This is a genomic window from Erwinia sp. HDF1-3R, from assembly GCF_039621855.1.
GTDB lineage: Bacteria > Pseudomonadota > Gammaproteobacteria > Enterobacterales > Enterobacteriaceae > Erwinia.
The window spans coordinates 3,906,788-3,926,423 of the sequence record NZ_CP155071.1 but is presented as its reverse complement, the minus strand read 5'-3'; the positions used below and the strand labels follow the sequence as shown (position 1 = coordinate 3,926,423).

The 19,636-nt window shown below is 55.8% G+C and carries 17 protein-coding genes; 11 read left to right on the top strand and 6 right to left on the bottom strand.

All coding sequences use genetic code 11. From position 1 onward, the window contains the following. Positions 1-34: 34 nt before the first annotated feature. On the top strand, positions 35-835 hold the full coding sequence (gene tcdA / locus AAGR22_RS17835) for a tRNA cyclic N6-threonylcarbamoyladenosine(37) synthase TcdA (RefSeq protein WP_067707489.1): 801 nt from the start codon (positions 35-37) through the stop codon (positions 833-835). Positions 836-868: 33 nt separating this feature from the next. Here the strand turns inward: tcdA and csdE are convergent, their stop codons facing one another. After that, positions 869-1,348, bottom strand: a complete 480-nt coding sequence (gene csdE, locus AAGR22_RS17830) for a cysteine desulfurase sulfur acceptor subunit CsdE (RefSeq protein ID WP_345828798.1) — start codon at positions 1,346-1,348, stop codon at positions 869-871. A 3-nt stretch (positions 1,349-1,351) separates the two neighbouring features. Further along, the gene (gene csdA / locus AAGR22_RS17825) at positions 1,352-2,557 is read right to left on the bottom strand and encodes a cysteine desulfurase CsdA (protein ID WP_345828796.1); all 1,206 of its coding nucleotides are present in this window, start codon (positions 2,555-2,557) and stop codon (positions 1,352-1,354) included. A gap of 216 nt (positions 2,558-2,773) precedes the next feature. Between csdA and AAGR22_RS17820 the strand changes: the two genes are divergently transcribed. The 4 genes from AAGR22_RS17820 to rlmM all read left to right on the top strand — a co-directional run bounded on the left by AAGR22_RS17820 (position 2,774) and on the right by rlmM (position 5,808). Further along, complete coding sequence (locus AAGR22_RS17820) at positions 2,774-2,998, top strand: YgdI/YgdR family lipoprotein (RefSeq protein ID WP_067707502.1); 225 nt, start codon at positions 2,774-2,776, stop codon at positions 2,996-2,998. Between the two features lie 345 nt (positions 2,999-3,343). Then, a complete protein-coding gene (locus tag AAGR22_RS17815; RefSeq protein WP_067707507.1) occupies positions 3,344-4,261 on the top strand; it encodes a transcriptional regulator GcvA in 918 nt (305 codons plus the stop codon). Positions 4,262-4,319: 58 nt separating this feature from the next. Continuing rightward, positions 4,320-4,715 (top strand): DUF423 domain-containing protein, encoded by a 396-nt coding sequence (locus AAGR22_RS17810; RefSeq protein WP_067707512.1) that lies wholly within the window; start codon positions 4,320-4,322, stop codon positions 4,713-4,715. Beyond that, positions 4,708-5,808: a 23S rRNA (cytidine(2498)-2'-O)-methyltransferase RlmM gene (gene rlmM / locus AAGR22_RS17805; protein ID WP_067707515.1), complete on the top strand. Its 1,101-nt coding sequence runs from the start codon at positions 4,708-4,710 to the stop codon at positions 5,806-5,808. The genes AAGR22_RS17810 and rlmM overlap by 8 nt, the downstream gene beginning before the upstream one ends. 2,856 nt (positions 5,809-8,664) lie before the next feature. Here rlmM and xni read toward each other — a convergent pair. The 3 genes from xni to queF form a co-directional block, all read right to left on the bottom strand. Continuing rightward, complete coding sequence (gene xni / locus AAGR22_RS17800; protein WP_345828792.1) at positions 8,665-9,420, bottom strand: flap endonuclease Xni; 756 nt, start codon at positions 9,418-9,420, stop codon at positions 8,665-8,667. 45 nt (positions 9,421-9,465) lie between these two features. Next, a complete protein-coding gene (gene ppnN, locus AAGR22_RS17795; protein ID WP_067707522.1) occupies positions 9,466-10,830 on the bottom strand; it encodes a nucleotide 5'-monophosphate nucleosidase PpnN in 1,365 nt (454 codons plus the stop codon). 203 nt (positions 10,831-11,033) lie between these two features. Continuing rightward, positions 11,034-11,879 carry an NADPH-dependent 7-cyano-7-deazaguanine reductase QueF gene (gene queF, locus AAGR22_RS17790; protein WP_345828789.1) on the bottom strand — a complete coding sequence of 282 codons (846 nt, stop codon included), beginning with the start codon at positions 11,877-11,879 and terminating at the stop codon, positions 11,034-11,036. A 148-nt stretch (positions 11,880-12,027) separates the two neighbouring features. On the opposite strand from queF, the gene syd reads away from it, so the two are divergent. From syd to AAGR22_RS17770, 4 genes are all read left to right on the top strand, one after another. Next, on the top strand, positions 12,028-12,579 hold the full coding sequence (gene syd, locus AAGR22_RS17785; protein WP_345828787.1) for a SecY-interacting protein: 552 nt from the start codon (positions 12,028-12,030) through the stop codon (positions 12,577-12,579). Between the two features lie 581 nt (positions 12,580-13,160). Then, a complete protein-coding gene (locus AAGR22_RS17780; protein ID WP_067707536.1) occupies positions 13,161-13,487 on the top strand; it encodes a YqcC family protein in 327 nt (108 codons plus the stop codon). Next, a complete protein-coding gene (gene truC, locus AAGR22_RS17775) occupies positions 13,487-14,260 on the top strand; it encodes a tRNA pseudouridine(65) synthase TruC (RefSeq protein ID WP_067707539.1) in 774 nt (257 codons plus the stop codon). Before AAGR22_RS17780 ends, truC begins: the two co-directional genes overlap by 1 nt. Before the next feature lie 28 nt (positions 14,261-14,288). Next, on the top strand, positions 14,289-14,741 hold the full coding sequence (locus tag AAGR22_RS17770; RefSeq protein ID WP_067707542.1) for a flavodoxin: 453 nt from the start codon (positions 14,289-14,291) through the stop codon (positions 14,739-14,741). 105 nt (positions 14,742-14,846) lie between these two features. On the opposite strand, the gene garD is transcribed toward AAGR22_RS17770, so the two are convergent. Next, positions 14,847-16,406, bottom strand: a complete 1,560-nt coding sequence (gene garD / locus AAGR22_RS17765) for a galactarate dehydratase (RefSeq protein ID WP_345828785.1) — start codon at positions 16,404-16,406, stop codon at positions 14,847-14,849. A gap of 522 nt (positions 16,407-16,928) precedes the next feature. On the opposite strand from garD, the gene AAGR22_RS17760 reads away from it, so the two are divergent. Together AAGR22_RS17760 and AAGR22_RS17755 are read left to right on the top strand one after the other, a co-directional pair. Continuing rightward, positions 16,929-18,275: an MFS transporter gene (locus tag AAGR22_RS17760; protein WP_067707546.1), complete on the top strand. Its 1,347-nt coding sequence runs from the start codon at positions 16,929-16,931 to the stop codon at positions 18,273-18,275. A 9-nt stretch (positions 18,276-18,284) separates the two neighbouring features. Next, positions 18,285-19,622 carry an enolase C-terminal domain-like protein gene (locus AAGR22_RS17755; protein WP_345828783.1) on the top strand — a complete coding sequence of 446 codons (1,338 nt, stop codon included), beginning with the start codon at positions 18,285-18,287 and terminating at the stop codon, positions 19,620-19,622. The last annotated feature ends 14 nt before the right edge of the window (positions 19,623-19,636 follow it).

Here is a 19,636-nt window from a genome sequence, read left to right as displayed (position 1 = left end):
ACCACCAGCCCGTCTGTGAATTCTGAGGTATAGCATGTCTTCTCTTTCTGACGCCTGGCGGCAACGCTTTGGCGGAACCGCCCGTTTGTACGGTGAGTCAGCGCTACAGCTGTTCGCTGATGCCCATATTTGCGTGGTGGGCATTGGCGGCGTCGGATCCTGGGCCGCCGAAGCGCTGGCGCGCACCGGCATCGGCGCAATTACGCTGATTGATATGGACGACGTCTGCGTCACCAATACTAACCGTCAGATCCATGCCCTGAAAGAGACGGTTGGTCAGGCCAAAACCGAGGTGATGGCGGCCCGCCTGCTGGCGATTAATCCGGAATGCAGAGTCACCTGCGTGGATGATTTTATTACGCCGGACAATACCGCCGAGCTGATGGGCGCAGGTTTTACCTGGGTTATTGACGCTATTGACAGCGTGCGGCCAAAAGCGGCGCTGCTGGCATGGTGCCGCCGCAATAAAATACCCCTGGTTACCACCGGTGGGGCAGGCGGGCAGATCGATCCGACGCAGATTCAGGTTGCCGACCTGGCGAAAACGATTCAGGATCCGCTGGCGGCTAAGCTGCGTGAGCGGCTGAAGCATGACTTTAATATTGTCAAAAACAGCAAGGGCAAGCTGGGAATCGACTGCGTTTTTTCCACCGAAGCGCTGATGTATCCCCAGGCGGACGGGTCGGTTTGCGCGTCACGCAGCACGGCGGAAGGGCCGAAGCGGATGGACTGCGCATCAGGATTTGGTGCGGCGACGATGGTCACCGCCACCTTTGGCTTCGTGGCGGTTTCACACGTTCTTAAAAAGATGATGGCGAAAGCCGCACGCGCCTGACGGAATAGCTAACAGGGTGAACGCTCTGCTGCATTAGCCTTGCGACAAAGGCTCGTTGGTGCCGCGCTGCTGATGCTGTTCGGCTGCTTTTAATACCGCCCCGGCCAGCGCGTCCAGCCCGGCACTACGCGACGCACTCAGCTGATTGCGCAGCCCCAGTGCGTCAAACAGCGCCAGCGGATCCTTTTCCAGTAGCGACTGAGGGTGCTGGCCCTCCACGGCGGTCAGTAGCACCGCGAGCAGCCCCCGAACAATGCGTCCTTCGCTGTCGCCATAAAAATGCAGACGGCCATCAGGCAAAGGCTGGCACCTCAGCCAGACGCGGTTTTCACAGCCGCTCAGCTCAATTTCTGCCACCCTGAGTGATTCTGGCAGCGCAGGTAGCTGTTTGCCGAGCAGAATCAGCTGGCGGTAACGATCCTCCCACTGATTCAGTGCAGAAAAAGTCTGCTCCAGACCAGCGGGGGTGATCTGTTCGCCAAAGGGATGCGGTGCGAGTAAAGAAATGGTCATAGTTTAATCTGCCAGAAGTTCCAGAGCGGTGGTGAGGCCAGTGACCAGCCTGTCGACGTCATCTGGCGTGTTATAGGGGGCGAACGACGCCCGAAGCGTACCGCTTACGCCCAATGCGCGCAGCAGCGGTTGGGCACAGTGCTGGCCCGCGCGCACGGCGATACCCATCTCTGCCAGCAGCGTGACGACGTCGCTGTGATGGATACCCTTGATATCGAACGCGAGCAGGCTTGACCGGCTGGCGCGAAAGCTGCGAAAGCCGGGCAGGGCAGAGAGTCGCTCTTCGGCCAGATCGGCCAGCTCACAGCTCCAGCGCTCTGCGGCGGCGAGATCAACGCCCTCCAGCCAGGTAAGCGCCGCGCTCAGCCCGATCACGCCCGCCACGTTTGGCGTACCTGCCTCAAAGCGCCACGGGACGGACTGTGGCGTGAAGCCGTCGAAGTCTACCGTACTAAGCATCTTCCCGCCGCCCTGCCAGGGCTGCATCTCTTCCAGCAGCGACGTTTTGCCGTAGAGTACCCCCGTTCCCATGGGGCCATAGAGCTTATGTGCGGAAAATGCATAGAAATCAATATCAAGTGCGGCGACGTCCGCTGGCGCATGTACCACCCCCTGCGCGCCGTCAATCATCACTTTGGCCCCCGCCCGATGTGCAATCGCAATCGCCTGATCCAAATCGGGACAGCCTCCGGTCACGTTGGACATCTGTCCCAGCGCCAGCACTTTGCACCTGGGCGTTATCAGCGCGGTAAGGCGGGCGACATCTGGCAGGTAATCCACGCCCAGCGGCCATCTCACCACCTTTGCCCCGGTCTGCGAGGCCAGCATCAGCCAGGGAACGAGGTTAGCGTGGTGTTCCGCCTCACTGACAAGGATCTCATCGCCTGGCCGCAGTCTGGGACGAAAATAGCCCTGCGCCACCAGATTAATGGATTCGGTCGTGCCCTTTGTCCAGACAATATCCGTCGCCTGCGGGGCGTTAAGCAGGCGGGCAACCTGACTTCTGGCATTTTCGTAGCGCCCGGTCAGTTCACGCGCCGCAACATACTGGCTGCGATGCACCGTACCAGCGCTCAGACTGTAAAACTGCCGCGTCGCCTCAATCACTGCCTTAGGCTTAAGTGCGGTCGCCGCGCTGTCCAGATAGGTGCCTGCATCGCTGAGTGCCGGAAACTGCTGGCGAAACCCGGCAGGGGTAAATGACGTCATATTCTCCTCGGCGTTGATGACGGAATGACCAGGACCAGACTGAATTTAATGCGGTTTTCTGGCAATGTCGGAAAAGCGCGTTATGCTGATTCATGCAAGGTTTAAACTATTATCCGCAATAAGAGCCTTTCGGGCAGGCAATTTATCTTTTTTTTTGCTCACCGGACGTGTTCTTCGGGTGGTTTATCGCATTTCTATCTGCAAGGAGATATAAAGATGAAAAAATTCGCTGCTATTATGGCCGCCTGCGCCATGACTTTTGCACTGGCTGCCTGTTCCAGTAACTATGTAATGCACACCAACGATGGCCGTACTATCGTCGCCTCTGGCAAACCTGTTGTCGACACGGATACCGGTATGATCAGCTACAAAGATGCCAATGGCAACAAGCAGCAGATTAACCGCTCAGATGTGAAAGAGATGGTTGAAATGGGGCAGTAAGCTTCAGTAAAAAAAAAGCACCGCAATTTGCGGTGCTACTAATCACTATGGACAGACAGGGTAAATCTACAGGAATAATAAGGTAGCCAGGCTACCAGATCTGAAAAGAGTCAGATCAAATGCAAACACAACATCACGACCACAAGCCAAAAGCCCCTCAAAACTCTGCGTAAACGCCTAAATTCCAATGTGCTTTTCGTTCCGGCTCAGGAAGTGCGGCAACTATAGGTATTTGCTGGTGCATCCTCAACGGACAAATTATAATGGCTCGGATAAAAAAAACTAATACGTAAATCTCCGTCAGGAGCGCTGCGTAATCCTTACGCAATCATCAATCCGGTAACCATGTCGAAACGTCTTCCCCCATTAAATGCGCTGCGTGTTTTTGATGCCGCCGCTCGTCATCTCAGCTTCACCAAAGCGGCTGAAGAGCTGTTCGTCACCCAGGCTGCCGTCAGCCACCAAATCAAGTCGCTGGAGGATTTCCTTGGCCTTAAGCTGTTCCGTCGCCGCAATCGATCGCTGCTGCTGACGGAAGAAGGGCAGAGCTACTATCTCGATATCAAAGAGATATTCAGCGCCATTAATGACGCCACCCGCAAGCTCCAGGCCCGAAGCGCGAAAGGGGCGCTCACCGTTAGCCTGCTGCCGAGCTTTGCTATTCAGTGGCTGGTGCCGCGCCTCTCCAGCTTTAACTCAGCTTATCCGGGAATTGATGTGCGTATCCAGGCGGTTGACCGTGAGGAAGAGAAGCTGGCCGACGATGTTGACGTGGCGATTTTTTACGGTCGAGGCAACTGGCCGGGGCTGCGTGTAGAAAAGCTGTATGCGGAATACCTGCTGCCGGTCTGTGCCCCCCAGCTCCTCACCGGTGAACATCCGGTAAAAACGCCCGAGGACCTTGCGTACCATACGCTGCTGCACGATGCCTCCCGTCGGGACTGGCAGGCCTATACCCGCCAGCTGGGGGTGGCGCATATCAACGTACAGCAGGGCCCTATTTTCAGCCACAGCGCCATGGTGCTCCAGGCGGCAATTCATGGCCAGGGGGTTGCGCTGGCCAATAATGTGATGGCGCAGACAGAAATGGAAGCGGGCCGACTGGTCTGTCCATTTAACGACGTTTTAGTCAGTAAAAATGCTTTTTATCTGGTTTGCCATGACAGCCAGGCAGAACTGGGTAAAATAGCCGCCTTTCGTCAGTGGATCCTGGCAAAAGCGGCCAGCGAGCAGGAAAACTTCCGCTTCCGCTACGAGAATTGATAGCTGATTTCGCTTCGCGTGGCTAAGGCGGCGCGATCACCAACCGAGGATTGACCGAATGTCGAGTCGTGCCATGCTGATTTTTACAGCCATCAGCGGATTCATTTACGTGATGCTGGGTGCTTTTGGCGCACATGTATTGAGCAAGTCGCTGGGATCAGTGGAAATGGCCTGGCTTAAAACCGGGCTGGAATATCAGGGGTTTCACACCCTTGCCATTCTGGGAATGGCGGCAGCGATGCAGCGCCGTGCCAATATCTGGTTTTACTGGAGCAGCGCATTCCTTGCGTTGGGTACGGTGCTATTCAGCGGGAGTCTTTACTGCCTGGCGCTCTCGCATCTTCGTCTGTGGGTCTATGTTACGCCAGTCGGGGGCACCTGCTTCCTGGCTGGATGGATATTAATGTTAGTTGGCGCACTGCGTCTTAAAGTAAGGGCAGAACGCCATGAATAAAATTTTACTCTATTGCCGTCAGGGCTTTGAGAAAGAGTGTGCAGCGGAAATCAGTGCTAAAGCGGCTGAACATGAGGTGTTCGGCTTTGCGCGAGTGAAGGAAGACTCAGGCTATGTATTGTATGAGTGCTACCAGGCTGAAGATGCCGAAAAGCTGATCAAAACCCTGCCTTTCAGCCAGCTCATTTTCTGCCGTCAGATGGTGGTGGTAGGCGAATTACTTCGCGATCTGCCGCCGGAAGATCGTGTCTCTCCGGTAACCGGAATGTTAACCGGTGTGGTAGAAAAAGCGGGAGAGCTGCGGGTCGAGGTGCCGGACACCAATGAGAGTAAAGAGCTGCTAAAGTTCTGTCGTAAATTCACCGTTCCGCTGCGTGCCAGCCTGCGTGCTGCCGGCGTGCTGTTAAATTATGAGAGTGCTAAACGGCCCGTGGTACACGTGTTTTTCATCGCGCCGGGCTGCTGTTATGTGGGTTACTCCCTGCCGGAGAACAATTCCACATTTTTTATGGGCATCCCGCGCCTGAAGTTTCCCTCCGATGCGCCAAGCCGCTCTACGCTAAAGCTGGAAGAGGCTTTTCACGTTTTCATCCCAGCCGATGAGTGGGAGGAGCGTCTGGGCAGTGGTCTTTACGCCGTCGATTTGGGTGCCTGTCCAGGGGGATGGACCTACCAGCTGGTGAAACGCAGCATGATGGTGCACGCCGTGGATAATGGTCCTATGGCGCCTTCTCTGATGGATACCGGGCAGGTTTTCCACCACCGTGAAGATGGCTTCCGATACCGTCCTACGCGTACCAATATTTACTGGCTGGTGTGCGATATGGTGGAAAAACCGGTTCGCGTGGCTAACCTGATGGCCGACTGGCTGGTGAACGGTTGGTGCCGGGAGGCTATTTTCAATCTTAAGCTGCCGATGAAGAAGCGTTATGAAGAGGTGTCGCAGAATCTGGCGATGATTGATGAAAAGCTGAAGGCAGGCGGTATTAATGCGCAGATTCAGGCACGTCAGCTTTATCACGATCGTGAAGAGGTGACGGTACATATTCGCCGCATCTGGAGCGCTACGCCGGGCCGCCGCGACGAAAGATAGTTCCTGAGGGCCCGCCGCCTGCGTTCAGGCATCTACTGCCGTCGCCGGGAGTGGGTGCAAAGCCCTGCGGGACAGCTTTTTTGCTGCAGGGAGATGGGGTAAAGCCCTGCGGTGTAGCTTTGTTGCTGCAGGGAGAGGGTGCAAAGCCCTGCTGTGCAGTTTTTTTTGTTGCAGGGAGAGGGTGCAAAGCCCTGCGGTGCAGCTTTGTTGCTGCAGGGAGATGGGGTAAAGCCCTGCGGTGTAGCTTTGTTGCTGCAGGGAGATGGGGTAAAGCCCTGCGGGGACCGTTGTCACGCGTACCCGCCGCAAGCACATCCGTGTGGGCTCGACTCGCGCATCCCTGCGCTCGACGGTCCGCTCAGCCAACGGTCCCCGCCTGGCCTCAGACCACGTTGTCGCTGCTAAAAACCCCTTCACGTCCAGCCCCGGTTTACAAAAATTTCGGCAGATAAGGTCGTCGTGATCGGATCAGGTTTTGATCTTAGCCACTGCCAGAGAATCCGCAGCCCACTCCTTAGCCAGAAGGCGGTGTTGCGGAGCAGATAAGCCGGGTCTCTGCCGCAGGGATGCGGCAGTGAAGCCCCCAGGGAGGGGTTTACGGCGTCCCGGCGTTCTGACCCGCAACATAGCCGTGTCACCGGAGCGGGTTTTGACCTGGCTGGCATCTGTAACGTTTGCTGTCCTTGCGGTAAATGGGTGCAAAGCCCTGCGGGGACCGTTGTCACGCGGACCCGCCGCAAGCACATCCGTGTGGGCTCGACTCGCGCATCCCTGCGCTCGACGGTCCGCTCAGTCAACGGTCCCCGCCTGGCCGCTGGCTATACAGTCGCTGCAAAGAAACCTCCCCATGTCCGGCTCGGGCCTACAAAATTTCGGCAGGTAAGGCTGTCGTAATCGGAGCAGGTTTTGACTTTAGCCACTGCCAGAGCACCCGCAGCCCACTCCGCAGCCAGAAGGCGGTGTTGCGGAGCAGATAAGCCGGGTCTCTGCCGCAGGGATGCGGCAGTGAAGCCCCCAGGGAGGGGTTTACGGCGTCCCGGCGTTCTGACCCGCAACATAGCCGTGTCACCGGAGCAGGTTTTGACATTCCTGCTAACAACATAGCCGCGTCATCGGAGCAGGTTTTGACCTTACGGATGACAGTGTGTGGGGAACTGGCACCTGTGACGTTTACTGTTGTTGCTGGTCGCTGGTGCAAAGTCCTGCAGGGACCGTTGTCACGCGTACCCGCCGCAAGCACATCCGTGTGGGCTCGACTCGCGCATCCCTGCGCTCGACGGTCCGCTCAGCCAACGGTCCCCTTGGCCTCAGACTACGTTGTCGCTGCTAAAAACCCCTTCACATCCAGCCCCGGTTTACTAAACTTTCGGCAGATAAGGTCGTCGTGATCGGATCAGGTTTTGATCTTAGCCACTGCCAGAGCACCCGCAGCCCACTCCGCAGCCAGAAGGCGGTGTTGCGGAGCAGATAAGCCGGGTCTCTGCCGCAGGGATGCGGCAGCGAAGCCCCCAGGGATGGGTTTACGGCGTCCCGGCGTTCTGACCCGCAACATAGCCCTGTCACCGGAGCGGGTTTTGACCTGGCTGGCATCTGTAACGTTTGCTGTCCTTGCGGTAAATGGGTGCAAAGCCCTGCGGGGACCGTTGTCACGCGGACCCGCCGCAAGCAGCACGTCCGTGTGGGCTCGACTCGCGCATCCCTGCGCTCGACGGTCCGCTCAGTCAACGGTCCCCGCCTGGCCTCAGGCAAATTAGTCGCTGCTAAAACATTTCCCGCACCCGGACTCAGGTAACATAGTTGCTGACAGATAATTGCCTCCCATCTGGAAGCGGGTTTTGGCTTCTGAACTGCAGCAGAGTCGCACAACCGAACAGATGCTGGCCCTGAGGGCCACAACAAAGCCAGTCCCTCTAAAGCAGATTATGACGTTAGTCTGTACCAGATTTTTACAGGCAACTCCTTAGCCAGAAGGCGGTGTTGCGGAGCAGATAAGCCGGGTCTCTGCCGCAGGGATGCGGCAGTGAAGCCCCCAGGGATGGGTTTACGGCGCCCCGGCGTTCTGACCCGCAACATAGCCCTGTCACCGGAGCGGGTTTTGACCTGGCTGGCATTTGTAACGTTTGCTGTCATTGCGATAATACGGTGCAAAGCCCTGCGGGGACCGTTGTCACGCGGACACGCCGCAAGCACGTCCGTGTGGGCTCGACTCGCGCATCCCTGCGCTCGACGGTCCGCTCAGCCAACGGTCCCCGCCTGGCCTCAGACTACGTTGTCGCTGCTAAAAACCCCTTCACGTCCAGCCCCGGCTTACTAAACTTTCGGCAGATAAAGTCGTAGTGATCGGATCAGGTTTTGAACTTAGCCACTGCCAGAGAACCCGCAGCCTACTCCTTAGCCAGAAGGCGGTGTTGCGGAGCAGATAAGCCGGGTCTCTGCCGCAGGGATGCGGCAGCGAAGCCCCTAGGGATGGGTTTACGGCGTCCCGGCGTTCTGACCCGCAACATAGCCCTGTCACCGGAGCGGCTTTTGACCTGCCTGCAAATAACATAGCCCTGTCACCGGGGCAGGTTTTGACCTTCCTGCTAACAACATAGCCCTGTCACCGGAGCAGGTTTTGACCTTCCTGCTAACAACATAGCCCTGTCACCGGAGCGGCTTTTGACCTGCCTGCAAATAACATAGCCCTGTCACCGGAGCGGCTTTTGACCTGCCTGCAAATAACATAGCCGTGTCACCGGGGCAGGTTTTGACCTTCCTGCTAACAACATAGCCTTGTCACTGGAGCAGGTTTTGAACTTAAATCCCGCAACACAGCCGATCCATCGGAGTGAGGTTGACCTTAGTGGATTATAACCTTCAGGCCGGTAACCTCAGCTCCTTCAGGTTTCCCTCAAGCACCAAATCAGTCTTCAACGTCGCGACCTCGCGGCAGATATGGGCTAGCACCTGATGCTGCTCAAGCTTCCTGCGCCACTTCTCCGGGACGGCCTCCAGATTCTGATAAATCGCATCCAGCGAGCCGAACGTCTGTAAAAGCTGGGCTGCACTCTTCGCACCAATCCCTGCCACGCCGGGGATTTTGCTGCTGGCAATGCCAGTCAGGCCCCAGTAATCAGTGAGCTGGGCCGGTGCCACGCCGAAGCTGGCTTCGATAAAAGGCATATCCAGCCAGCGCTTCTGAAAATAGTCACGAATAAGAATCTGCGGTGCAAGGAGCTGACAGTAACCTTTATCAGTCGAAACAATAGTTGCCTGATGACCACTTTCTGCCACTCTCGCTGCCAGCGTAGCAGCCAGATCGTCAGCCTCTTCGCCCACAGCCTGCCAACAGGCAACGCCGGCCTGCTGAAAAGCCTCGCGCAGTAAAGGCATCTCCTGCTGCAAGGCATCAGGCATTGGAGGGCGACCCGCCTTATAATCCGGTAGCAGCTGGAAGCGCCAGCCTTCATGACGCTCATCATCGTCAAAAACCGCGACGGCATGAGTAGGCCGGCTGTGCACGATAAGCTGCTGTAACGCATGAACGCAGGCTTCCTGACAGGGAGAGCCCTGAACAGCATGGATGCGGCGTATAAGGTTCAGGGCATCAACAATCAACAAATGAATAGTCATAATTTCGCACGTAGGGGAGCAGCACGTTCGCCGCTCCGGTTGCGGTTATTTGATGATTTCATAGCAGGGGATATAAGCGGTGCCTGGCAGCTTCATACGGTGCTGAGCAACAAATCCCTGTAGTAAATCGTCCATGCGGCGCATCAATTCCGGATCGCCATGTAGCTTGTAAGGCCCGTTCTCTTTAATCGCCTTAATGCCCATATCCTTCACGTTGCCCGCCACGATACCGGAAAATGCCCGCCTCAGTGCGGCGGCAAGCTGTTCGGCTGGCTGATTAGGATAGAGATTAAGGTTAGCCATATTTTCATGGGTGGGCATAAAGGGCACCTGCAGATCCGGCTCAATTCGGATAGCCCAGTTGAAGCTATACGCGTCTCCGGTTTCCCGACGATGCTCCTTCACTTTTGGCATCGCCTGTTTCATCAGCCGTGCTACCTCTGGCGCATCATCAATGATGATGGTGTAGTGCTTACGCGCCGCATGACCCAGCGTGCTGACGATAAACTCATCCATTACGCGGAAATAGTCGGCGCTCTCCTTCGGACCCGTCAGGATCAGCGGCAGCACCTGGTCATGGTTATGAGGATTCATCAGAATACCCAGCAGATACAGCAGCTCTTCCGCCGTCCCCACGCCGCCCGGGAAAATAACAATGCCGTGTGCAATACGGACAAACGCTTCCAGACGCTTCTCGATATCTGGCATGATAATCAGCTCATTGACCAGCGGGTTCGGTGGCTCAGCGGCGATGATTGAAGGCTCAGTCAGACCAATAAAGCGGCCCTCTTTATAACGCTGCTGTGCGTGACCTACGGCCGCTCCCTTCATTGGGGCTTCCATAACGCCGGGCCCGCAGCCGGTACAGATATTCAGCTCGCGCAGCCCCAGCTGGGCACCCACGGTGCGACAGTACTGATACTCTACGGCATTAATCGAGTGTCCGCCCCAGCAGACCACGGTATTGGGTTCTTCACCAATATGCAGCGCCCGGGCATTGCGTAAAATAGAGAACACCATGTTGGTGATATGAACGGGATCTTCATTTTGCTGGTGCTGGAAGCGCCCTGCCTTGTCGATTTGTCCGTTGACAAACAGGATGTCGCGCAGCACGGCAAAAAGGTTGGCTTGCAGTGAGCGAATGATCCGCCCGTCGACAAAGGCTTCTTCCGGTGGATTGATCAGCTCAAGCTTTACGCCGCGCTCGCGGCGAAGCACGTTGATATCGAAGCTTTCAAAACGGGCAAGCAGCTCATGGCTGCTATCGGTCTGACTACCGGAGTTAAGCACGGCAAGCGAACAGTTGCGGAACAGCTGGTAAAGGTCACTGCTGGCCGTCTGCTTCAGCATGTCAACTTCCAGCTGAGACAGCAGGTCCATAGAACCCAGTGGACTGATATGTGTGATCAAATTAACTCCTTTGCACCCCTCCGGGTGGCGTCACTCTCCAGACAACATTCTTACACCCCTGCGCACTGGGTGAAACATCGGAAAGTTGAGATATCCTGGGCGGGGACAATGTGAACGCCCAGGTTCAGATTAGCCTTGTCTGTCGGGAATTAACAATAGGGTAAATTAGACAACTGCGGCGTGCTGCGCAAAAACATCACCGGCTACTGCCGTACCAGACGCGAACGGCCAGGCTTATAAACCCCATTGCTGCGCCATGGATTGATGTCCAGGCCGCCGCGGCGAGTATAGCGCGCATAAACGCTCAGGCTTTCAGGCTGGCAGAAGCGGTGAATATCATTAAAAATGCGTTCAACGCACTGCTCGTGAAATTCATTATGCTGACGAAAAGAGACCAGGTAACGCAGCAGCGCTTCGCGCTGAATACGTGGGCCACGGTAGCTAATCTGCACCGAACCCCAGTCGGGCTGATTAGTGATCAGACAGTTAGACTTCAGCAGATGGCTGACCAGCTGCTCTTCCACAATTTCCGGCTGTGTGGCATTAAGCAGGTAATCCGTGCTAAACGCATAGTTATCGATCTCGATATCCTGCTCATCAATGCAATACCCGCTAAAGCTACCAATCGGCTGGCCTTCGACCTCATGCAGGCGGAATAGCGCGGCGCTGACCTCTCCTCCGGCACAGGCACTGAGATCGCGCTCAAGCGTAGCGCGAACCTCGCCCCAGTCGGCAAAACGGGTCTGGTTAAAACTGTTGAGGTAAAGCTTAAAGCTCTTGGATTCAATAAGATGAGTGCTATTGGCATTTAATACCACTTCACCCAGGGCGACCTGCGGTAAACCACGGGCGTTAAGCCATGACAGTTCATAAAGCGTCCAGATATCCGCACCGTGAAAGGGCAAATTATCCGGATAGAGTGCCAGCGGCTCACGGTTGAGGCTGCGAGGCACACCCTGGAGCAAACCAGGATCGTATTTATCGTGGTATTCTGTGGGCTTCCCCAGAGTCAGGCTTTTTAGCGTCTGGTGCGGATCCTGTAAAGACATAGATTTCCTTTATGACCTGCCTGAGCAGGGAGTGTGAAATTAATATGTTCGTTGCGGCCAGGACCGGAAACCATGGGATGACCGGCAGCCGAATCCCGGTTTGGCGTTAGCCTTATTGTAACTCAGGCAGCAGAGAGTGAAAAAAAGAATGATTGAAGAAACGGCCCGGGCACTGACCCACTTCACCCAGCGCTATTGCGAACTCTGGCAGCAGGAGTACGGCCATTTACCCGCCAGCAGTGAGCTGTACGGTATTCCTTCCCCCTGTATACAGAACAGCGCCGAGGATGTGGTCTACTGGTTACCGCAGCCTTTCACTCTGGCCGCCAATCTGGAAGCCGTCGAGCGTGCGCTGGATTTACGCATTCAGCCCTCGGTTGTCGGCTGGTATACCTCACAGTTTGCGGGCGACATGCACGCCGTGCTGGCAGGACAATCTGTTACGCTACTGCAAGCCTGGAGCGAGGAGGATTTCGTTCGGGTTCAGGAGAATTTAATCGGACACCTGGTGATGAAGAGACGGCTGAAACACTCTCCCACGCTGTTTATCGCGACGCTGGAATCGGAGCTTGAGGTCATCTCCGTATGTAACTTAAGCGGTGAGGTTATCCTTGAAAAGCTGGGTACAACTCAACGAACGGTGCTGGCGTCCGACCTCTCTGATTTCATTGACCGCCTCACCCCGCAGGGTAAAGTGTAAGAAAATTGCCGAATGAGTTTGTAGGAGATCTCTTACGCAGCCTGTAAGAGATCGCTTTAAAATCCTCAGACTAATATTAAGTCTTAAATCCTAATTCTTTTATATTCAGCAAGTTGTTTTAAGTTTTGGCCTGGCTGAGGTTAACATGGGTTATATGGAACCGTAAGGTCTATTGTTTAATGGCTAAATTAGGTCAAAATGTGTCGCATCGGAAAGGATGCTGTGACTTACGGATTGAGTCAGGACACATCGGGAAGATGATTCATGGAAAGGCCTCAGGATGAGGCAAGGACATCTCAGGAAGAGATTAATGGACACCTCCAGGATGGAGAATGAGAGCAGCCAGTATGGGTTGCGCGCCAGGATGCCAGGGACTTCACCAGTGATGGTGAAATTGTAAGGAATACGCAGGACATAGTTATCAGGGACGAGCAGGGAGCATTTACGTAGCGGGAAAGCTGCAAACGAACCGGGAGCACTGTTTTTACAGTGCTCCCTTTTTTTATGCATACTTTTCACTGACCCCGTGAGTGAATGTTATGCTTGCGGCTCTGACATTGACTGAATACAGGAGACCGCGAATGAGCCGGGAACAGCAGGTTCAGGATTGCCTGATAGCGATAACACAGGTCTTACAGGATGCAGGACTCTGGCAATCCTGTGCCCCAACGACGACCGCTTTTGAGAGCCAGGAACCTTTCTGCGTGGATACAATGACGCCGGAGCAGTGGCTGCAGTGGGTATTTTTACCCCGAATGCAGGCACTTCTTGATTCACAGAGCCCACTGCCGGAGAAGCTGGCCATCGCACCTTATTATGAGATGGCGCTGGAGGGGGCGGTCCCGGCGCGCGCAAAACTGCTGCATGCGCTGAACGAGCTGGACAGTCACTTTGAGCATAACGCCTGATGCTGGACATCATTTATCAGGATGAATGGCTGGTCGCGGTAAATAAACCTGCGGGCTGGCTGGTACACCGTAGCTGGCTGGACCGCCATGAAAAAGTGTTTGTCATGCAGACGGTCCGCGATCAGATTGGTCAGCACGTTTTTACCGTGCATCGCCTTGACCGTCCCACCTCTGGCGTTCTGCTGATGGGATTGTCCAGCGAGGTGGGTCGCCAGCTCTCCCAGCAGTTTGAACAGCATCAGCTGCAAAAAACCTACCATGCCGTGGTAAGAGGGTGGCTGGAAGGGGAAGAGACCCTGGATTATGCGCTGACCGAGGAGCTGGATAAGATAGCCGACAAATTCAGCCAGCCCGAAAAGGCCCCACAGCCTGCCACAACGCACTGGCGTTCCGTGGCAACGGCTGAGTTACCGGTTGCGGTTAGCCGCTATGACACCTCCCGCTATACGCTGATGGAGCTGAAGCCGAAAACCGGCCGCAAGCATCAGCTCAGGCGTCATATGACCCATCTTCGGCATCCGATTATTGGTGACAGCGCGCACGGTGATTTGCGACAGAACCGCAGCGCGGCGGCACATTTCGGTATGCAGCGGCTGATGCTGCACGCCAGTGAGCTCAGCCTGACGCACCCGGTAACCGGCGAGCCGCTGGTGCTGCGCGCCGGATTAGACGCTATCTGGCAGCGGATGATGGCGCAGTTCGGCTGGCAGGCCTGTCTCCCTGATATTCCCAGGGTTGAGTTTAACGCCGACACCCCTCAGGATAGTGAGTGATAACAGGTGCCGGTAAAGGAGAAATAAGATGGCTCAGGTTGGCATATTTGTAGGCACGATGTACGGGAACGCGCTGCTGGTTGCAGAGGAAGCAGAACCTGTGCTGGTGGATCAGGGGCATCAGGTGAAGATTTTTGAAGATCCTGACCTGAATGACTGGCAGCGCTTTGCCGGGACGGGCGTGGCGCTGATTATTACCTCAACAACGGGGCAGGGCGAGCTGCCGGACAGCATTGCGCCTCTTTTTCGTGATATTAAAGATAAACTCGGCCACCAGCCCGGCCTGCGCTACGGCGTGATCGTGCTGGGTGACAGCAGCTACGAGGTTTTTTGCGGCGGCGGTAAGCACTTTGATGCGCTGTTGCAGGAGCAGGGAGCCACCCGCATCGGCGACGTGCTGTTGGTTGATGCTGCCGAAACTCCGGAGCCGGAAGAGGTGACAACGCCGTGGGTTGAGCAGTGGGCGAAGCAGATTAGTTAGACTGGATTCGCTCCCGGGATAAGTTGATGAGTGAGCCCGGGTTAGTCCATGGGCTTACCCGAGCGCGACGCGCCCCTGTTTACTGCTGACAGGGGCGGCAGGTTATCAGGTTACCGGCGCTGGATTAAACACCGCCAGCGCATTATGGATCCCCCAGCGATCGGACCAGCTCTGCTTGCGTCCGCTGGCAATTTCAATAATCAGTTCAAACAGCCGCCAGCCAACCTGTTCAATACTCTCCTCCCCGGTCGCGATAGTCCCCGCGTTGATATCCATCAAATCGTACCAGCGTTCTGCCAGCGCGCTTCTGGTCGCCATTTTGATAACCGGAATCGCTGCCAGGCCGTAAGGCGTGCCGCGCCCGGTGGTGAAGACCTGTAAAGTAATGCCTGACGCCATCTGCTGCGTGCCGCAGATAAAATCACTTGCCGGGGTGGCAGCATAAATCAGTCCGCGACGGGTTGGGCGCTGACCGGGCGAAAGCACTTCAACAATGGCGCTGCTCCCGGACTTGGCAATCGATCCCAATGCCTTCTCCACCACGTTTGCCAGCCCGCCTTTTTTGTTGCCGGGTGAGGGATTGGCGCTGCGATCGGTTTGCCCGCTGTTCAGGTAATCATCATACCAGGCCATCTCCTCAAGCAGCCGCTGACCCGTCTGCTCGTCAATGACGCGTGGGGTCAGTAAATGCACCGCATCACGGACTTCCGTGACCTCGGAAAACATCACCGTCGCGCCGCAGCGTACCAGTAAATCAGAGGCAAACCCCACGGCAGGGTTTGCCGTCACGCCGGAAAAAGCATCGCTGCCGCCACACTGCATGCCGACCACCAGTTCCGAAGCAGGTACAGTTTCCCGGCGGCGCTGATTCAGTCGCTGAAGATGACGTTTCGCGACGCGTAAAATATCATTCACCATCGACTCAAATCCTACGTGCTGCTCATCCTGGAGGCGGACAATATCATCCTCATCCAGTGAAATCGGCTGCACATCGGGCGTGCCCTGTAGCAGCCTTTCGGGCTGGAGTTTTTCACACCCCAGCCCGACGACCATGACTTCACCGCCGAAATTGGGGTTAAGGGCAAGGTTATGCAACGTGCGAATGGGGATAATTGCCGCGGGCGCGTTGATCGCCACGCCGCAGCCGTAGAGATGATTCAGGGCCACCACGCCATCGACGTTTGGAAAGTCCGGCAGCAGCTGGCGCTCAATAATGCTTACCACATAATCAACTACGCCCGCCACGCAGTGGACGCTGGTGGTTATTGCCAGCAGGTTACGCGTTCCCACGCTGCCGTCACTGTTGCGATACCCTTCAAAGGTATACCCCTTAAGGGCGGGAAGGGCTGGCGGGATCGCCGTGGCAAGGGGCAGGCTGGCCAGATTGGGCGCAGTCGGCAGCCCCACCAGCGATTCATCAATCCAGCAGCCCTGAGCAATATCACGAAGCGCGTAACCAATCACTTCGCCGTAGCGCAGGATATCAGCGCCTTTGGCAATATTATTCAGCGCGACCTTATGCCCCTGGGGGATATGCTCTTTTAAAACCAGCCCACAAGGAAACACGCTGCCTGCCGTCAGACCATTATTATTAACCACAATGGCAACGTTATCTTTTTCATGCACCTTTATATAGAGAGGCACCTCTTTATTGATAATATTCATTGCTCGGTAAACCCTGACTGGAACGGTAACTGGAAACGCCCTTCTCGCGCGGAGGAGGCGTTTATTATTTTTATCCTGAAGCTATTCTGCTAATAAACAGTATAAAAGGTCTGCCGGGCAAAAACATTGTGCAAATGACTATAAAAAGAGGCCAGACGAGATCAGTTTCCAGTCAAATCCACAAAGGCAATCGAGAGGGCTCACAAAGCAGCGGGCATTTCACCAGTATGTGACGGCCTCCGCAGAACTTTAAGGAAGCGTGAGCCACCACGCAGGGGCATGTGCAACTGCCATAAAAACCGTAATTATAAGTCCCCTTTCCAGGGCTTTTTACCGATGTATTAGCCAGCACGCATTTATATAATTTTTCATACATCAGAACGATGAGGTATTTGTGCGTAGCGTAATGACTATTCTGCAAAATAATCGCTGTCTTTAACCCAATATCATTCTGATACCCAACGCGATGTGTATGCCGTACAGAGTGAACGTTGCCTGGTCGCTATATTTCGGGAGTAGATAATGAATTCAGTCAGCAGTGCCGCGAGCGCCGTACAAAAAAGAACAAACGCCCGCTACTGGATAGTGGTGATGCTATTTATCGTTACCTCTTTCAATTACGGAGACCGCTCGACAATTGCCATTGCCGGTTCCGCCATGTCGAAGGATATTGGCCTTGATCCTGTGGGGCTGGGCTATATCTTCTCAGCCTTTTCATGGGCCTATGTCATAGGCCAGATCCCAGGAGGCTGGCTACTGGACCGCTATGGCTCAAAGCGAGTTTACTTCTGGAGCATATTTCTCTGGTCGCTTTTCACGTTCCTACAGGGATTTGTCGACCTGTTTAGTGGTTTTACCATTATCGCCGTGCTGTTTGCGCTGCGATTTATGGTCGGGCTGGCGGAGGCACCCTCCTTCCCCGGCAACAGCCGCATCGTTGCTGCCTGGTTCCCCGCGCAGGAGCGTGGCACCGCCGTCGCCCTGTTCAATTCAGCGCAGTATTTTGCCACGGTCATTTTCGCACCAATCATGGGCTGGCTGACATCGACCGTAGGCTGGGCGCACGTCTTCTGGTTTATGGGCGGGCTCGGGATCGTTATCAGCTTTATCTGGCAGAAGGTTATTCACGATCCCAACGATCATCCCGGCGTCAATAAAGCCGAGCTGGAATATATGGAGCAGGGCGGGGCGCTGATCAATATGGATCAACGCAGTGCCGTAGTGCGCAGCATCGGCTGGGGTGAGCGGATACATCAGATTAAACAGCTGGTCAGCTCGCGGATGATGTTGGGGATTTACCTTGGACAATACTGCATCAACGCCCTGACCTACTTCTTTATTACCTGGTTCCCGGTCTATCTGGTGCAGGCGCGGGGTATGTCCATTCTCAAAGCCGGGATGGTGGCGGCCATCCCCGCCATATGTGGTTTTTTAGGCGGCGTGCTGGGCGGCATTATTTCAGACTGGCTGATGCGTAAAACCGGGTCGCTGAATATCGCCCGTAAGACGCCGATTGTGCTCGGTATGCTGCTCTCGGTGTCGATGGTGGTCTGTAATTACGTTGATACCGAATGGGTAGTGGTCTTCTTTATGTCGCTGGCGTTCTTTGGGAAGGGGATCGGCGCGCTGGGCTGGGCAGTTATGGCCGATACGGCGCCAAAGGAGATCAGCGGACTCAGCGGCGGCCTGTTCAATATGTTTGGCAACGCCTCGGGCATCATCACGCCTGTTGCTATCGGCTACATTATTGCGACCACCGGCTCCTATAACGGCGCGCTGGTCTATGTGGGCATCCACGCCTTTGTGGCCGTACTGAGCTATCTGGTGCTGGTCACTGACATTAAACGTATTGAACTGAACTCTCTGTAAGGACAGGTTATGAATATGCAAAGCAGTCCGGTTATAACCGATATGAAAGTGATCCCGGTGGCGGGCCATGACAGCATGCTGCTGAACATCGGCGGCGCACACGATCCCTTCTTCACCCGCAATATCGTGGTGCTCACCGACAGCGCGGGGCATACGGGCGTGGGTGAAGCACCCGGCGGTGAAACTATTTATCAAACGCTGATGGATGCCATTCCCCAGGTGCAGGGAAAGGAGATCGCGAGGATGAACCGGCTGGTGCAGAACGTCCATAAGGGCAGCCAGTCCGACGATTTTGACACCTTCGGCAAGGGGGCCTGGACCTTTGAGCTCAGGGTGAATGTCGTTGCCGCGCTGGAGGCGGCGCTGCTCGACCTGCTGGGACAGTGGCTGGGGGTGCCGGTGGCGGAACTCCTTGGGCCGGGTAAGCAGCGCGATGAGGTCAGGGTACTGGGTTACCTGTTTTACGTCGGCGACCGTGAAAAAACCGACCTTCCTTACCTCGAGGGCGAAACGCGCGGCCATGACTGGTATCACCTGCGGCATCAGCAGGCGATGGACAGCGCAGCGATCGTGCGGCTTGCCGAAGCCGCTCAGGACAGGTATGGCTTTAAGGATTTCAAACTGAAGGGGGGCGTACTGCCTGGCGAACAGGAGATTGAGGCTGTCAGGGCGATGAAGAAGCGCTTTCCTGATGCGCGAATAACCGTGGACCCCAACGGCGCCTGGTCTCTGAATGAAGCGATCGCCCTGTGCAAAGATATGAACGGTATTCTGACCTATGCCGAAGACCCCTGCGGTGCGGAGCAGGGCTATTCCGGACGTGAAGTAATGGCCGAATTCCGCCGGGCAACTGGCCTGCCGGTTGCCACCAATATGATAGCCACCAACTGGCGGGAAATGAACCATGCGGTGATGCTCAACGCCGTCGATATCCCGCTGGCGGATCCACATTTCTGGACGCTAAGCGGCGCAGTACGCGTCGCACAGCTCTGCGACGACTGGGGACTGACCTGGGGCTGCCACTCTAATAACCACTTTGATATTTCACTGGCGATGTTCACCCACGTCGGGGCGGCTGCGCCGGGTAAGCCTACGGCCATTGATACCCACTGGATCTGGCAGGAAGGCGAGCAGCGTCTGACCAAAGCACCCCTGCAAATCCGTAACGGCAGCATTACCTTGCCTGATGCGCCGGGGCTGGGCATTGAGCTGGACTGGGCGAGGGTAGAGCAGGCTCATGCCCTGCATCAAAGCCTGCCCGGCGGCGCACGTAACGACGCCCGGGCGATGCAGTATCTGCACCCCGGCTGGACCTTTGACCGCAAACGCCCCTGCCTTGTGCGCTAACTTTTTCAGGAGTC

Excerpts from the sequence above, each read along its gene's own strand:
- tcdA (WP_067707489.1), top strand. The coding sequence starts at position 35 with ATGTCTTCTCTTTCTGACGCCTGGCGGCAACGCTTTGGCGGAACCGCC.
- csdE (WP_345828798.1), bottom strand. The coding sequence starts at position 1,348 with ATGACCATTTCTTTACTCGCACCGCATCCCTTTGGCGAACAGATCACC.
- csdA (WP_345828796.1), bottom strand. The coding sequence starts at position 2,557 with ATGACGTCATTTACCCCTGCCGGGTTTCGCCAGCAGTTTCCGGCACTC.
- AAGR22_RS17820 (WP_067707502.1), top strand. The coding sequence starts at position 2,774 with ATGAAAAAATTCGCTGCTATTATGGCCGCCTGCGCCATGACTTTTGCA.
- AAGR22_RS17815 (WP_067707507.1), top strand. The coding sequence starts at position 3,344 with ATGTCGAAACGTCTTCCCCCATTAAATGCGCTGCGTGTTTTTGATGCC.
- AAGR22_RS17810 (WP_067707512.1), top strand. The coding sequence starts at position 4,320 with ATGTCGAGTCGTGCCATGCTGATTTTTACAGCCATCAGCGGATTCATT.
- rlmM (WP_067707515.1), top strand. The coding sequence starts at position 4,708 with ATGAATAAAATTTTACTCTATTGCCGTCAGGGCTTTGAGAAAGAGTGT.
- xni (WP_345828792.1), bottom strand. The coding sequence starts at position 9,420 with ATGACTATTCATTTGTTGATTGTTGATGCCCTGAACCTTATACGCCGC.
- queF (WP_345828789.1), bottom strand. The coding sequence starts at position 11,879 with ATGTCTTTACAGGATCCGCACCAGACGCTAAAAAGCCTGACTCTGGGG.
- syd (WP_345828787.1), top strand. The coding sequence starts at position 12,028 with ATGATTGAAGAAACGGCCCGGGCACTGACCCACTTCACCCAGCGCTAT.
- AAGR22_RS17780 (WP_067707536.1), top strand. The coding sequence starts at position 13,161 with ATGAGCCGGGAACAGCAGGTTCAGGATTGCCTGATAGCGATAACACAG.
- truC (WP_067707539.1), top strand. The coding sequence starts at position 13,487 with ATGCTGGACATCATTTATCAGGATGAATGGCTGGTCGCGGTAAATAAA.
- AAGR22_RS17770 (WP_067707542.1), top strand. The coding sequence starts at position 14,289 with ATGGCTCAGGTTGGCATATTTGTAGGCACGATGTACGGGAACGCGCTG.
- garD (WP_345828785.1), bottom strand. The coding sequence starts at position 16,406 with ATGAATATTATCAATAAAGAGGTGCCTCTCTATATAAAGGTGCATGAA.
- AAGR22_RS17760 (WP_067707546.1), top strand. The coding sequence starts at position 16,929 with ATGAATTCAGTCAGCAGTGCCGCGAGCGCCGTACAAAAAAGAACAAAC.
- AAGR22_RS17755 (WP_345828783.1), top strand. The coding sequence starts at position 18,285 with ATGAATATGCAAAGCAGTCCGGTTATAACCGATATGAAAGTGATCCCG.